This is a genomic window from Gordonia sesuvii, assembly GCF_036350415.1.
Lineage (GTDB): Bacteria > Actinomycetota > Actinomycetes > Mycobacteriales > Mycobacteriaceae > Gordonia > Gordonia sesuvii.
In genome coordinates this window covers 363,272-377,984 of the sequence record NZ_JAZDUF010000001.1, presented here as the reverse complement: position 1 = coordinate 377,984, position 14,713 = coordinate 363,272, and the positions used below count along the sequence as shown (strand labels likewise).

The window sequence follows — 14,713 nt, the reverse complement described above, 5'->3', positions numbered from 1 at the left end:
CTCTTCTGCTAGAGGTGTGCTGCGGTCAGGCGCCGTGCTGCGGGCCTGCCGGGCGGTCGGTCTGTTGGGCATCGAGCGCGGCGCGGGCCGACTCGGTGTCCGGGCGCTTGCGCACCACCCAGTTCTCGATATTCCGTTGTTCTCCCGCCGACACCGCGAGCGCGCCGGCCGGGACATCGTCCCGCAAAACCGTACCCGCTCCGGTGTAGGCGCCGTCCCCGACCTGCACAGGTGCGACAAACATGTTGTCAGAACCGGTGCGGCAATGGGACCCGATCACAGTACGGTGTTTCGCCACGCCGTCATAATTGACGAAGACGCTCGATGCGCCGATGTTGGAGTGCTCGCCGATCGTGGCGTCGCCGACATAGGTGAGGTGCGGGATCTTCGAGCCCGCACCGATGTCGGCCTTCTTCGTCTCCACGAATGTGCCGATCTTGCCGCCCACGCCGAGACGGGTGCCGGGGCGCAGATAGGCGAATGGTCCGACGGTGGCGTTCGCGCCGATCTCGGACTCGCTTCCGTGGGTGCGGATCACCGAAGCGCCGGACCCGACGGTGACGTCACGAAGGGTCGTGTCGGGCCCGATGACCGCGTCGTCGCCGATGTCGGTGGCGCCCTGCAGTTGTGTGCCGGGCTCGATCCGGACGTCGGTGCCGATGGTCACGTCGACGTCGATCCAGGTGCTGGTCGGATCGACGACGGTCACACCCGCGAGTTGGTGCCGGCGGATGATGCGCCGGTTGAGCTCGGCGGCGAGGTCGGCGAGTTGCGCGCGGTCATTGCAGCCGGCAACCAGCATCGGGTCGTCGACGGTCAGCGCGTGAATCGACAGGTCGGCGTCGCGGGCGATCTCGATCACGTCGGTCAGGTAGTACTCGCCCTGCGCGTTGTCGGTGGACAGGTGCATGAGTGCCGCGCGGAGGAAGAGGGCGTCGAACGCATACACCCCGGCGTTGACCTCGGTGATCGCGCGCTGCCGGTCGGTGGCGTCCTTGTGCTCGACGATGGCCTGCACCATCGAGTCGTTGGTGCGGATGATCCGTCCGTACCCGGTGGGGTCGGGCGCGCGGAAACTGGTCAGGGTGACTGCCGCGCCGCCGTGGGAGGTGTGAGCGGTGACCAATGCGTCGAGGGTCGCGCTGTCGAGAAGCGGCAGGTCGGCGGCCATCACCACGATGGTGCCGGCGAAATCGTCTGGCAAAGCCGACAGGCCTGCGCGGGCCGCATGGCCGGTGCCGTGCGGCTGATCCTGGATGGCGATCGCGATCTCGCGGTCGAGGTGGTCGGCGAGGTCGGCGATCGCGGCGCTCACGCGTTCCCGCTCGTGCCCGACCACGGCGATCAGGTCGGTCGGATCGATGCCCGCAGCACCGTGCAGGGCGTGGCCGACCAACGGCCGCCCGGCGATGCCGTGGAGGATCTTGGGGGTCTTCGACTTCATCCGGGTTCCCGCACCTGCGGCGAGCACGATCACTGCGGTGGGGGGCGTGGACGTCTCCGTCATGTGGCCCGATAGTACGCAGTCGATCGACCGGCGAGGGCTGCGCCCGTCACGCGATACCGAGCAAATGTTCGGGCCTGATAGAAACAGAGACGACCAGACCTGTCCCAGACCAACGGAGGTACACACCCGATGAGCACTCAGAAAGTCGCGATCGTCACCGGAGCCGCACGCGGCATTGGCGCCGGAGTCGCCAAGCGTTTGGCGTCCGACGGCATGGCTGTCGCCGTTCTGGACCTGAACGAGGATTCGTGCGCTGGCACCGTCAAGGCCATCACCGATGCCGGCGGCAAGGCGATCGCCATCGGTGCCGACGTGTCCAGCGAGGAGTCGGTGTCGGCCGCGGTCGCCAAGGTGGTCGACGAACTCGGCGCACCGACGGTGCTGGTGAACAACGCCGGCATCATCCGCGACAACATGCTCTTCAAGATGACCGTCGACGACTGGGACGCGGTCATGGGTGTGCATCTGCGCGGCGCCTTCAACATGAGCAAGGCCTGCCAGAAGCACATGGTCGACGCCGGCTGGGGCCGCATCGTCAACCTGTCGAGCACCTCGGCACTGGGCAACCGCGGCCAGGCCAACTACTCGGCAGCCAAGGCGGGCATGCAGGGCTTCACCAAGACCCTCGCGATCGAGCTGGGCAAGTTCGGCGTCACCGCCAACGCCATCGCCCCCGGCTTCATCGCCACCGAGATGACCGCCGCGACCGCAGAGCGCATGAAGGTGTCGTTCGACGACTTCAAGGCCGCCGCCGCCAAGGAGATCCCGGTGAACCGTGTCGGCGAGCCGGAGGACATCGCACACCTCGCGTCGTTCTTCGCCAGTGAGGGTGCCGGCTTCATCTCCGGCCAGGTGGTCTACGCCGCCGGCGGTCCGAAGGACTGATCTGGTTCCGGCCAGAACTGCGCAGCGACGCTGTGGCACAATCGTCTGCGCAGTATTCCCCCATGGTGTAATCGGCAACACTTCTGATTTTGGTTCAGGCATTCCAGGTTCGAGTCCTGGTGGGGGAGCTCGCTTCAGGAAGATCGCGGTAATGGTGGTCGAATAGAGGCTCTGGGAGAGCTAACGTCTGCTACGGCCGGTCCAAGCTTCATAGAACGTACTTGGTGCCCTTGTTGGCAACGGCTGACAGACTTGACGTTTGATTCGATTGTGCGTCGAACCGTCGCCATGGACGAAACTCTCGCTTCTCTGCCGGACGGAGGCTGCCACCATCGCGCGACTGTTCCGCGGGCGGATGTCAAGAGCGTCTCAACAACCTATCAACGAAGCCCTTCGATGGCGAGATCAGACCCAACGCTTCAAGTTGGGTGACGTGTGACCGCGTGAGGCGCTCCATCCTGCGATCGGGGGCCTCCGCGAAACCTTTGCGAAGCGCCGCCGTATAGCCGTGTCCGGGGCCTCCGGCCCATAGCACTAGGTCGGCCGCCGTTCGCAAGTCACCGGTGGTCCCGCGAGTCAGTAACTCAAGAGCGAACTCACTGGCCGCACGCCGCACGTTGCGGATCTCGGTGGTCTCGGAAGGTACTTCTGCCCGGAGCAGTCGCTCGATAGCGGCGGCGCGATCAGCTTGGCGCGTCGTGTCGGCAACCTCCGCTCGGATCTTTTGGACTGCTTCGGGACCGATGCCACCCTGACCGGCTGATCGAAGGAGCGGACTCAGGGCGGGGCGCTCCTCGACGGCCAGCCAAACTTTCGTGCGCTCCTCTAGCGGCAGTGTGGCGCAGTAGGTGCCGAAGTCTGCCGGCGCGAATGGTGCGGTATCGAGGAGTAAGCGGACATCTTCGGGTGGCGGTCGAAGGGCAAGCCATGCACCCGTCGTAGGCGTATCAATATCGACCAGACTGCTGAGTTCGGAGCCGGGTAGCGCAACCCCACCAAAACGAGTTCGCAGACCCAGTTTAAGTCTGACCCCCGACGCCTCCTCGTCGCCTGCGTATTCGTACTGGTCGATGCGGTCCGACAGACTGTTAAGCGCTGAACCTGGGAGTATCTTGGTGAGCTCAAGCCACTTTGCCACGAACACGTCGCTGAGAGTACAAGTCTCAATAGCTTGTGCCAGGTCGTTTACCACGGGACTAAGAACGTCGTTCTCGCCGCGGACAGCAAGCGCAGCAGCGACTTCGACCATCGTCTTCTTGCGGCTCCAGACTTCCGATGCAGGCCGGGCCGGCTCGGCATCGACCCATTCCACTTCCTCGGCGGCGGTGGAGATAGCCGTGACCAACGCTGGGCCATCAACCTCTGCGAGCGCATGCACCCGCGCAACCGCACTGGAGAGCGCAGCCCGTACCAACTCGTCGGCACTTGTGATGGCTGGCAGCAGCCGATCAGTTAGAACTTGTCCGGCGAGACTCGGAACTGCGTCATTGACCGACGACTCGGTTTCGGTGGGCAGGAACTCCGCCCACGAAACCCAGTCGTGCTCGGGCGAGTACAGCAATCCGAGTAGAGCATGTTGCGACCGCCGAAGAGGAGAGGCCATCGTGGCAATCAGAGAATCGGCATTGTTCAGAATCCAGGAGCGCAGCGGATCACATGAGCGCCAAGACTGCGCAGACGCAAGCACTGCACTAAGCAATCGCTCGTCACCCGGTCGGCTCCGAACTGCGTTGACGAGGGTCTCAAGTAGGTCTACTCCTTCGCCAGACGGGACCGGTTCGGTTCGGTCAGAAGGTGTGGCCGCACGGGCCGATCCTGATATGGATGACCTCGCGTCAGCTTCTGCCGGTGACGGTTTCTCCAGCTCGCTAAGAGTTTCCAGTACCGACGATTCCGCGTTCTTCCACAACATCAACGCGCTAGTTGTAGGAAGGCTGGCGACAGCCTCGGTGAATGGGGTAGGTCTTTGTCCGAAGGACCCAGCGAGCAGACCTGACATTGCCTTAGCGCCGCCTTCGTCTAAATGCGGGAACACGATGCATAACCGATTAAGAAGGTCATCCTCTAACTCGTCCGCCTTAAGTGAGCCCAGCGTGGAGGTTACGATGTCGGTCCGGCCAGCCCAACACCCAACCAGCAGTGCTCCTGGTAGAGATGACGAACTCAAGCCGCCTGCGCTGACCGCAGCTATCAGTGACGCGGAAGCTCCGCGAACAACTGTCTCGCGACTACGGTCGTCACCGTCGTCAATGAGTTCACTTAGACGACAGGCCGACTCGTAGGCAAACTGGCGTCCCGGTCCATACCCATTGTCGCCCTCAGTTGCAAGTAGCGAGATTGCGACAGCCAGGGTTCTCGAATCCTTGCCTGCGAACGCTTCGAGGACCGCACTAGGCGCGGTATCAGTCGCAAAGTCTATGACATCGCCTAGTTGGGGATCACCGAGACTGTCCCCGGCACCGGCGGACTGCAGGTACAGCAGGTCGGGACGAGGATCGGTCATGCCTGCAGCTCGCACCTTGGAGAGATACATGCCGAGGTGATGCCGAATAGTGCGATCAGCGTCTCTCCGTTTGCCTCGGTCGGGTTCGGTAGGTTCAGAAAGAAGTCTGCCTGCCGGAGTTTCAAACTCAGCCGAATGCTCTGCGTTCTCCTCGGCGCCCGCGTCTGGCGCGCGATCCGCGAACCGCTCGACCATAGCTTTCACCTCGCCCGCCTGAGATGTCTCTTCGCCACGGAGGTACATCAGTAGCCGCGGTACCCGACGGAGTTCGTCGGCAACCGATGGAAACTCGGTTTGTAGCACGGTGAGGATCGCTATTTCGTGGGCTCGCTCTAGCCACGCGATTCTTCGCGCCTCCGCGACACGGGCATTTGTGGCGAAGTTGTTGAGCAACACCTTTACCCGGCGAGGGCTGCGTACATGAACTGGCACGAGCGCAAAGATAGTACGTTCGAAGTCGTCGGAACCTCTCTCGCGCAACTGCTGCCAAAGTCCGCCCTGCTCGCGAACCAACTTGTGTGCGAACTCTGTCAGGGCGCGAGTTCGCAGAGGTGGCATCGCTATTTGGTGCTGGAAGATCTTGTCGAGAAAGGCTCCCGGGGTTGCATAATAAGGCTCGCCCTCGCGAATTGGTTTGGCCTGCGGGACCTTGCTCAACGACTGTTCAATCACCTCTCGATCTGCCGCCACAATAAACGTGCAGTCTTTCTGGTCCAGGAAGGTCTTGAGATCGACAAGAGTCGAAACTACGTCGTCTGGAGAACAACGGTCCAGTTCGTCGATGAAGACAACCAGTCGCCCTCGCCGGCCCGCAGTTACTTTGTCGACCAGCCCGTTGAACCGCGTTGCGAACTGATCGGCACCGACCGGCGGGGGTCGCTTTGTTGTTACGACGGCGCCTTGCAGCACTTGTGGGCCGACAATTACAGCTACCAGCGATAACCCGAAAACGGTTCCAGCTTGAGGAATCAGATCCCGGGCTGCGTCTTCGAACGCGCTTCCGCCTAGGAAGACCGAGACACTGAGAAGTGTTGTCATCTAGACCGCTGCGATCGCTGTGGCGATTCCAATTCCGGCCCACAGGGACTTCTGATTGGCCTTTAGCCACGCAACAACATCTAGGCGCGCCGAACTCTGCTCACGTTCCAGTCCGTCGGAATAGTTCGAGTCATTACCTTCGCCAAGGTCTGTTGCCAGACTATGAATGAAGTTGCGCTTCAGATCTTGGCCGCCGTACTTCCAGGCGTCGTACCTGACTACATGCACGTCTCTGTCGGCGACCTTCTTGAGGTGCTCGGTGATCATGGTATAGATGCTGGATTTGCCCGAACCCCATGCGCCGAATAGTGCAATGTTGACAGGAGTCTGCGCTGTAAGCGCTATCTCGGCAACGCTGCGCGCAAGCGCAGCGTGCTCTAGGAGATCTCCTGCGCCGGAGCTGAGCCGGTTATCAGTAATCAGATCACCGTCACGAATTAGTTCGAGTTCGCGAGGCGAAGGTCGTCCGATCACAACTAGCTCTCCTCTCAACCTTCACGATGCCCCAATGGTAATTGAGCATCGCGACAATGCTGACAAGGTGGCACATCGACTGCTGAGTCGGTCGAGCCAATGGCACTGACGACGATCGGCTGGTGCATGTTCCCGTGGCTGCCTATACCTGGTCGGTTGGCGAAAGAGGGATTCGTAACTGCCCCCGGTCGTGATCCGAACCAGCTACGCAGGGGTAGCTGTGACCAGGCGGCCATCTGGTGGGATCGATCTGACTTCATCGGCGATTGTTGGGGCATCGGCAGCCAGGTTCTGCGAATTCGACGGCCAGCACCAGTATAAGTAAGGCGCTCCGCTGTGGACGAGAGGACGGGGCCGAAGGGTCGTCGGATGCAGTCCGAGCTGATTGATCAGACAACTACGGGTGAAGGGAACAAACGTACGCTTGGCCGATTACCAGCGGATTGTTAGCCCGCCTGTGCAAGTCACGTCGAGGTCCGAGAGCGCAATGCGGGGGTGAATCTCCTGGTGGCGGGCATCCAACGACTTGACCATCGGGTCAGGCCTAAGAAGCGTGACTCACCCCCGCGACCGCATGCCTCCTCCGCTGCACAACCGGATCCGGATAGGGCACAGCCTCGACCAGCGCTCGCGTGTACGGATCGGTCGGCGTGGTGAGAACTGTGCGGGCATCACCGGTCTCGACGACCCGGCCACCCCGCAGCACCACCACCCGGTCGGCGACCCGTTCGACGACGGCGAGATCGTGGCTGATGAAGATCGCCGCGAAGCCGAACTCCTCCTGCAGGTCGGCGAAGAGGTCGAGCACCCGAGCCTGCACCGACACGTCGAGGGCGCTGGTCGGTTCGTCGGCGATCAGCAGTTCCGGGTCCGCCGAGAGCGCACGGGCCAGTGCCACCCGCTGGCGTTGTCCGCCGGACAGTTCGTGCGGCAACCGGTCGGCGAACGGGCGGGGGAGGGCCACCGCGGACAGGAGATCGGCAACCCGCGCGTCGCGCTCGGTGCGCGTACCGATGTCCTGGATCTCGAGTGGTTCCCGAATGGACTCGGCGACGGTGAATCGCGGATCGAGAGACGCGCTCGGGTCCTGCGGGACGAAGGCGAGCTTGCGGCGGATCGCCCTCAGCTGCCCGCGCGGGAGCGTTGCGATACTGTCGCCGTCGATCAGGATACGGCCGGCGCGGGCGGGAACGAGACCGCCGATTGCGCGGCCGAGTGTGGTCTTGCCCGAACCGGATTCACCGACCACGCCCACCACCTCGCCGCGGCGGACGGTGAACGAGACGTCGTCGAGTGCGGTCCGTGGTGCGGCGCCGAACCGTCCGGGGTGAGTGACCGTGAGGTTCTCGACAGCGAGGACAGGTCGGTCGTCGGTACCTGCCGGTACGGAGTTTCCGGGTGCCGCACCGTCGAGACCGTCAGGCAGCCGCGGTACCGCGGCGAGCAGCTGCCGGGTGTACGGCTGGGTCGGATGCGCGAAGATCTCGTGCACGTCACCGCTTTCCACGACCTCACCCAGCTGGACCACCACCACACGGTCGGCGATGTCGGCGACGACACCGAGATTGTGTGTGATCAGCAGAATTCCGGCGCTGGTGTGATCCCGCAACCGGCGCAGCAACCCCAGGATCTCCTGCTGCACCGACACGTCGAGCGCCGTGGTCGGCTCGTCGGCGAGCAGCAACACGGGATCGTTCGCCAATGCCAGCGCGATCACCACCCGTTGCTTCTGCCCGCCGGAGAGCTGATGGGGATACTGATCGACCCGGACATCTGGTTCGTCGATCTCGACCAGTGTCAGCAACTCGACGGCTCGTCGGCGTGCCTGGGCCCGCGACACTCGACGGTGTGCGCGAAGGGCTTGGCGCAGCTGCCATCCCACGGTCTGCGACGGGTTCAGTGCGGTCTGCGGTTCCTGGAAGACCATCGCGACCCGGTCGCCTCGCAACGATCGCAGTTGGGCTTCGGAGGCGTCGAGCACCTCGACCCCGTCCACGCGCACCGATCCGGACGCGTGCGCGGCGGTCGGCAGCAGCCCGATGGCCGCCTGTGCGGTGATCGTCTTGCCGGAACCGGATTCGCCCACCAGTGCCAGGATCTCACCGCGATCGACGTGCAGACTGATCCCCGACACGGCAGGTCGCGGGTAGTCGAAACGGACACGCAGGTCGTCGACGACGAGTGCCGGCGGACGCGGGTGTGTGTTGTCGGTGGTCATCGGCGAAGCCTCCGGTCATGGGAAATGGATTGTGCGATGAGGTAGAAGCCCAGCACCAGGATCGACACGGCGATCAGCGGTCCGAGCGAGAACCACGGATTGGTTTCCAGGTAGCCGTTGCCTCCGGCCAGGATCGACCCCAACGAGGGGGCAGGTGCGACCACGCCGACACCGAGATAGCTGAGCGCGCCCTCGATGAAGACCGCCAGCGACAGCGACAGCGCGAACTGCACCGACAGCGCCTCCAGCGAGTGGGGAAGCACATGGCGCAGCAGGATGCGCGACGTCGTGGCGCCGCTCACCCGGGCGGCCTCGACGTAGGGGAGTTCCCGCACGCGCAGCACCGAGGTGCGGGTGAGCCGGCCGAAGATCGGGATCTCCGCGAGGGCGATGACGATACCCACGGTCACCGCGCCCGGGCCGAGGATCGCGGTGAGCGTGATACCGAGGATGAGTGCGGGGAACGCGAGGATCACGTCGAACACGCGTTGAGCGATGACGTCGGAGACGGGGTGGGTGACGGTGGCCAGCCCGGCGACCACGCCGAGCGCGGCGCCGATGGGGACCGCGAGGAAGATGATCAGCAGGTCGATACGGATGCCGTAGAGGACCCGGGTCGCGATGTCCCGGTTGACATCATCGGTGCCGAACCAGTGATCGAGGCTCGGCTGCAGGAGATAGGCGCCGTCGATCTGCTGATCGGGTGCGTACGGGGTCAGTAGGGGACCGACCGTCCCGCAGAGGATCACGGTGATCACGAGGATGCTGCCGACCAAGCCGGTGCCGTGCAGCAGGCTGCGCCACAACGGTGTCCGGGGATGACGAGCCTCCCGGTCGCCGGGGCTCTCCGGCAGCAGGCCGGGAACGAGGTCCGGGTCCTCGGCGTTCGGCGCGGCCGCCACCGTGGTGGTTGTGCTGCTCTGATGTGTGGTCATCGGTCACCTGCCAGTCGGATTCGGGGATCGAGCCAGGCGTGGACGATGTCGGCGAGGAGTTGAATGATGACGAACACCGCGACCGACAACAGGATCAGGACCTGGACAAGGGGATAATCACGCGCGAAGATGCCTTCCTCGGTCAGCAGGCCCAGACCGGGCCAGCCGAAGATGGATTCCACCAGGACGGCGCCGCCGAGCAGCGCGCCGACGGTGATGCCGAGCGCAGTCAATGTGGGCGGGAGCGCATTTCGTAGCGCGTGCTTGAGGACGATGTCGGTGCGGGACGCACCGAGGGCTCGGGCGGTGAGCACATACGGCTGCTGCAACTCGGTCCGGAGCGACTCGGTCAGGAACCGCGCCAGCATGGCGCCGGCGGGTAGCCCCAGGGTGAGTGCGGGCAGAATGAGGTACTGCGCACTGATCTGCAGCGAGTCGGTGAACCCGTTCGGCGGTATCCCGCCGGCCGGCAACAGGCGCAACCGCACGCCGAAGACGAGGATGAGCACGGTGCCGACCACAAAGGTGGGCAGCGCGATGGCGGCCGCGTTGACAACCGTGAGCAGGCCCGCGACGAAACGGTTGTCGAACAACACCGCGGTCAGTGCGAGTGCCAGTGCGAGCAGAATCGCGATGATCAACGCCGCCACGGTCAGGATCAGCGTGTTGACGAGGCCGAACCCGATGAGGTCGGCGATGCTGCCGCCGACCTGGTAACTCGTACCGAGGTCGAGTGTCAGGATGTCGCCGAGCCACGCCAGGTACTGGGTGATGAACGCCTGGTCGAGTCCGAGGTCGTGGCGGATCGCCGCCAGTTCGGCGGCAGTCGCGTCTGGGCCTGCGAGGGCGGCTTCGGGTCCGCCCGGGATCAGCCGCAGGACGGCGAAGATGAGGATCGAGGCGACCGCGAGCACGACGAGAGCCGTGGGGATGCGACGCAGAAGGTATCCGGTCATCGGCTACTGCTTTCCTTCCGAGGCGAGATAGGTTCCGGCGAAGTGCAATTGGTTGCGACGGTCCCAGTCGATGTTTCCGACCGACGACGCGGTGGCCACCTGGCGCAGCACCACGCCGATCTCCACGAGGAACAGATCACGCAGCCACGCTTCGTCGAGTTCGCGGTAGGCGGCGAGCGCTTCCGGCGAGGAACTGTCGCGGACGGTCCACGCCGCCTCCGCCGCAGCGGAATACGCCGGATTCGAGTAGTTCGACGAGTTCTTGGCCGCGTTGAACGGGTAGGCGGACACCGCGAGTGTCGACGGGGTGAACTGCGCGAAGGCGTGTTGCAGGAGCCAGAGGCCCTCGAACTTCCCGCCGATCAGTTTCGACGACTGTTGGGTCCGATCATTGGGCACCAGGCGCACCTCGATACCGACATCGGCGAGGTTCGACTGGACGATCTCGGCGATCACCCGGTCATTGCCTTGCGTCGAATAGTCCAGTGTCAGTGGGGGGATCGGACCGGTCTCGGTGATCAGCGCACGCGCCTTGTCCAGATCTCGGGTGTAGGTGGTGTTCGCCTCCGGGCGATACGCCGGGGACCACTCGGGCCACGGCAGGTTGACCGTGTAGCCGCTGCCGCGGAAGACGTCGTTGATGATGCGGGGCCGATCGATGGCATACGCGATCGCCTGTCGCACGCGGACATCGGAGAGTGCCGGGTTGGTGACGTTGATCCCGACATACTCCTGTGACTCGGCGCCGGTCAGGGTGAGCCCGGTGAATCCGTAGCGTTGGGTCACCAGCTGCTGATCGTGGTAGCTGAGACCGTCGGCGACGTCGATCTGCCCGGTACGGAGTCGGGTGAACAGCGACTGGTCGTCGCGGACCACCACAAACGTCACCGATTCGAGCGCAGGCGCGCCACCCCAATAGTGCTCATTGCGGACCAGCCGGACCGTGGAATTGGGCTGCCACGAATCGAACCGGAACGGCCCGGTGCCGTTGAACGCGGTGCCGGCCTTCAACTCCGGCAGAGTGTTCTGGTCGATGACGGGTGCCGAGTCGAGCAGGTCGAAGATGTTGCTCAGCGGGTGGGCGAAGTGCAGGATCACCCGGTGCGGATCGGATGTGTCGAATCGGGTGATCGCCGCGGCGGTGCGCTTGAACTGCGGTGTCCAGGGGCCGCTCAGGTACGCCTTGATGGAGTTCTCCACATCCGACGACACGAACGGCCGGCCGTCGTGAAAGGTGACATCCGTCCGGAGATCGAGTGCGAGAGATCGGCCGTCGGGCGCGAGTCGCCACGCGGTCGCCAACGATGGTTCGACGGTCAGTGAGTCGCGGGCATATCGGATGAGTGTGTCAAAGGAGTTGGCCACCACCTGGCCGTTCATCGAACCGGTCCCGATCTGCAGGAACGCCTTCGGCGACAGGTCTCCGAGCACGCCGACCCGCAGGTCGCCGCCGCGGGGTGTGGGGCCTCCGGGCGCGGTCGAGTTCTGCTGCTGCGAGACGGCGGACTCGCACCCCGCCGTCGCGAGTGTGAGCAGGATCGCGATGATGACCGCGGCGGCGCGGGCACCTCGTTGTCGGGGCATGGTGATCACATCTCTGTCGGGTCGAGGTGATCGGCGACGAGGCCGACCACGCGTGAACCGTGCACCGATCGGGATCGAAAACGTGTGCACGGGCGAAGAATCGACGTCCAGTATGGCGATCGACGGCCTCCGTCGCGTCGTTGAATTTCGCTCGGATCGAACCCTTGACAGGTCGTGAACCTTCACCGAACGTGCTCGATGCGCGGGCGTGAGACCCGACGAGATGCACAGGAGGCATTGGATGACGCAGAGGGATACAACGCAGACGGATACAAGGGACCTGCCGGCCGGAGCGCGCGGGTACGACGACTTCGACGGAGTGATCGGCCGCACGAGTTCGGTGTCGGAGCCATGGTGGCCCGACGAGTCGGCCGCGCCGGCGGGTGCGCCGAACATCGTCGTCATCCTCGTCGACGACATGGGCTATTCCGACATCTCGCCGTTCGGCGCGGAGATCGACACACCGAACATCGACCGGCTGGCGCGCAACGGGTTCCGGCTGTCCAACTATCACACGACCCCGGTGTGCTCACCGGCACGCGCGGCGTTGCTGACCGGGCTCAACCCGCACCGCGCGGGCTACGGCAGCGTCGCGAACTCGGATCCGGGTTTTCCTGGACTGCGGCTCGAACTCGCCGACGACGTGCTGACGCTGCCGGAGATCCTGCGAGCCGGCGGCTACGCCACCTACGCGGTGGGCAAGTGGCATCTGGTGCGGGATGCGAACATGGGCCCGGGACGCGATCGGAGCTCGTGGCCGGTGCAGCGCGGCTTCGACAGCTACTACGGCTCCCTGGAGGGGCTCAACTCGTTCTTCTACCCGAATCAGCTGATCGCCGACAACACCGTCGTCGACGTCGCCGAGTACCCCGAGGACTACTACGTCACCGACGACCTGACCGACCGTGCGATATCCCAGATCACCGCGCTGCGGGCGCAGGAGCCGACCAAACCGTTCTTCCTCTACTTCGCGCACATCGCGATGCACGGACCGCACCAGGTGAAGGAGTCCGATCTCGCGAAGTATCGCGGTCGCTATGGCCAGGGCTGGGATGAGGTCCGGCGGCAACGGTTCCAGCGACAGATCGAGGACGGGCTGTTCGACCCGGACACCCCGATGGCGGAACGCAACACCGAGCCCGGGTTCGACGCGCCGCTGTGGGATGACCTCGACCCGGCGGAGCAGGAGCGCTTCGCGCGCTACCAGGAGGTGTACGCAGCGATGGTGGACAGCGTGGACCAGAGTGTCGGGCGGGTGGTCGACACCCTCGAACAACTCGGCGAACTCGACAACACCATCATCGTGTTCACCTCGGACAACGGCGGTACCGCGGAAGGCGGTCCGGTCGGCACCCGTTCCTACTTCAGCCAGTTCGTGCACGGACCGGTGCCACCCGACTGGGAACGCGACGTCCCGCACGACGAGGACCTGATCGGTTCGGCCGCGCTCGGCGTGCACTACCCGCGCGGCTGGGGACAGGCCTCCAACACCCCGTTCCGCTTCTACAAGGGGCAGACCTTCGCCGGCGGCGTGCGGGTGCCGTTCGTCGTCTCATGGCCGGAAGGATTGCCCCGCACAGCCGACGACACCGGCGTGCGCCGACAGTTCTCCTACGTCACCGATCTCGTGCCCACCCTGCTGGAACTCGCCGGAGTGGACACGCCCGCGCAACGTCACGGCCGCCCGGCCCAGCAGCGCGACGGCGTGAGCATCGTCGACGTGTTGCGTGACCGCGACGCACCGACGCCGCACACCGAGCAGTACGCGGAATTCGGCGGACACCGCGGGTTCTACCGGGACGGGTGGAAACTGGTGTCACTGCACCGGGATCCGGCAACCGTGGATGATCCGGCGTGGGAACTGTACGACGTGGTGACGGATCCGGCCGAGACCACCGATCTCGCCGCCCGACATCCCGACAAGGTTGCCGAGCTGGCCGCCGCGTGGGACGACGCCGCGTGGCACAACACGGTCTTCCCGCTGTACGACCGTCCCGCCGATCAGATCCGTCGTCGGCCCGCGGAGGCGCGGCTGAGTGATGCCGTCCGCATCGTCGCGGGCACACCGACGCTGGAACGCTACCGCTCGAGCCGCTTGATCGCCTACCGCGACTTCGTGGTGGAGGCCGAGCTCGAGGACTGGACGTCTGCCGACGAAGGGGTGATCGTCGCGCACGGCGACCAGCAGGGTGGCTACCTGTGGTACGTGGAATCGGGTGTGGTTCACCTGGTGTACAACGCCTACGGACGTATTCGTCGGGAGTCCGGGCCGCTGCCGGACGGTACGACCGCGCTGCACCTGCGCGCATCTGCGACACCGTCGGTGCGCTGGAACCTCACCGTCGAGGCGGTGAGTGACGGCGAGGCGTCGACGGTCGTGAAGCTCGACGACCAGGTGCAGCTGGTCGGGATGGCGCCCTGGACGGGTATCTCGGTGGGACTCGACGCACGCGGTCCGGTCGATCCCGAACTGCGTAGGCGTCGTGGCGTTTTCCGATTCGGACCGACGCTGCGGGCCGTCACGTACCGGCCGGGTCCCGTGGGGGTGGGTGCGGATGTGCGGCGGGGTCTCGACGAGGCGGCCGAACAGTCGGCGGACTGATGGGCGTTGCG

9 protein-coding genes and 1 tRNA gene are annotated in these 14,713 nt (G+C 64.7%); 3 read left to right on the top strand and 7 right to left on the bottom strand.

The annotated features are described in order from the left end of the window. Window positions 1-25: 25 nt before the first annotated feature. Complete coding sequence (gene glmU / locus VZC37_RS01720) at window positions 26-1,507, bottom strand: bifunctional UDP-N-acetylglucosamine diphosphorylase/glucosamine-1-phosphate N-acetyltransferase GlmU (RefSeq protein WP_330430690.1); 1,482 nt, start codon at window positions 1,505-1,507, stop codon at window positions 26-28. A gap of 129 nt (window positions 1,508-1,636) precedes the next feature. On the opposite strand from glmU, the gene fabG reads away from it, so the two are divergent. Then, window positions 1,637-2,392: a 3-oxoacyl-ACP reductase FabG gene (fabG, locus tag VZC37_RS01715; protein ID WP_330430689.1), complete on the top strand. Its 756-nt coding sequence runs from the start codon at window positions 1,637-1,639 to the stop codon at window positions 2,390-2,392. Between the two features lie 56 nt (window positions 2,393-2,448). After that, window positions 2,449-2,520 (top strand) — tRNA-Gln (locus tag VZC37_RS01710). Between the two features lie 230 nt (window positions 2,521-2,750). On the opposite strand, the gene VZC37_RS01705 is transcribed toward VZC37_RS01710, so the two are convergent. The 6 genes from VZC37_RS01705 to VZC37_RS01680 all read right to left on the bottom strand — a co-directional run bounded on the left by VZC37_RS01705 (window position 2,751) and on the right by VZC37_RS01680 (window position 12,100). Continuing rightward, window positions 2,751-5,933: a P-loop NTPase fold protein gene (locus tag VZC37_RS01705; protein WP_330430688.1), complete on the bottom strand. Its 3,183-nt coding sequence runs from the start codon at window positions 5,931-5,933 to the stop codon at window positions 2,751-2,753. Continuing rightward, window positions 5,934-6,407 (bottom strand): P-loop NTPase fold protein, encoded by a 474-nt coding sequence (locus tag VZC37_RS01700; RefSeq protein WP_330430687.1) that lies wholly within the window; start codon window positions 6,405-6,407, stop codon window positions 5,934-5,936. 544 nt (window positions 6,408-6,951) lie between these two features. Beyond that, window positions 6,952-8,625: an ABC transporter ATP-binding protein gene (locus VZC37_RS01695; RefSeq protein ID WP_330430686.1), complete on the bottom strand. Its 1,674-nt coding sequence runs from the start codon at window positions 8,623-8,625 to the stop codon at window positions 6,952-6,954. Next, the gene (locus VZC37_RS01690; RefSeq protein ID WP_330430685.1) at window positions 8,622-9,560 is read right to left on the bottom strand and encodes an ABC transporter permease; all 939 of its coding nucleotides are present in this window, start codon (window positions 9,558-9,560) and stop codon (window positions 8,622-8,624) included. Before VZC37_RS01690 ends, VZC37_RS01695 begins: the two co-directional genes overlap by 4 nt. Then, complete coding sequence (locus tag VZC37_RS01685; RefSeq protein WP_330430684.1) at window positions 9,557-10,516, bottom strand: ABC transporter permease; 960 nt, start codon at window positions 10,514-10,516, stop codon at window positions 9,557-9,559. Before VZC37_RS01685 ends, VZC37_RS01690 begins: the two co-directional genes overlap by 4 nt. A gap of 3 nt (window positions 10,517-10,519) precedes the next feature. Continuing rightward, entirely contained in the window at window positions 10,520-12,100 is a 1,581-nt protein-coding gene (locus VZC37_RS01680) for an ABC transporter substrate-binding protein (protein WP_330430683.1), read from the bottom strand. A 241-nt stretch (window positions 12,101-12,341) separates the two neighbouring features. On the opposite strand from VZC37_RS01680, the gene VZC37_RS01675 reads away from it, so the two are divergent. Further along, complete coding sequence (locus VZC37_RS01675) at window positions 12,342-14,702, top strand: arylsulfatase (RefSeq protein WP_330430682.1); 2,361 nt, start codon at window positions 12,342-12,344, stop codon at window positions 14,700-14,702. Window positions 14,703-14,713 lie beyond the last annotated feature (11 nt).

Excerpts from the sequence above, each read along its gene's own strand:
- glmU (WP_330430690.1), bottom strand. The coding sequence starts at position 1,507 with ATGACGGAGACGTCCACGCCCCCCACCGCAGTGATCGTGCTCGCCGCA.
- fabG (WP_330430689.1), top strand. The coding sequence starts at position 1,637 with ATGAGCACTCAGAAAGTCGCGATCGTCACCGGAGCCGCACGCGGCATT.
- VZC37_RS01705 (WP_330430688.1), bottom strand. The coding sequence starts at position 5,933 with ATGACAACACTTCTCAGTGTCTCGGTCTTCCTAGGCGGAAGCGCGTTC.
- VZC37_RS01695 (WP_330430686.1), bottom strand. The coding sequence starts at position 8,625 with ATGACCACCGACAACACACACCCGCGTCCGCCGGCACTCGTCGTCGAC.
- VZC37_RS01690 (WP_330430685.1), bottom strand. The coding sequence starts at position 9,560 with ATGACCACACATCAGAGCAGCACAACCACCACGGTGGCGGCCGCGCCG.
- VZC37_RS01685 (WP_330430684.1), bottom strand. The coding sequence starts at position 10,516 with ATGACCGGATACCTTCTGCGTCGCATCCCCACGGCTCTCGTCGTGCTC.
- VZC37_RS01680 (WP_330430683.1), bottom strand. The coding sequence starts at position 12,100 with ATGCCCCGACAACGAGGTGCCCGCGCCGCCGCGGTCATCATCGCGATC.
- VZC37_RS01675 (WP_330430682.1), top strand. The coding sequence starts at position 12,342 with ATGACGCAGAGGGATACAACGCAGACGGATACAAGGGACCTGCCGGCC.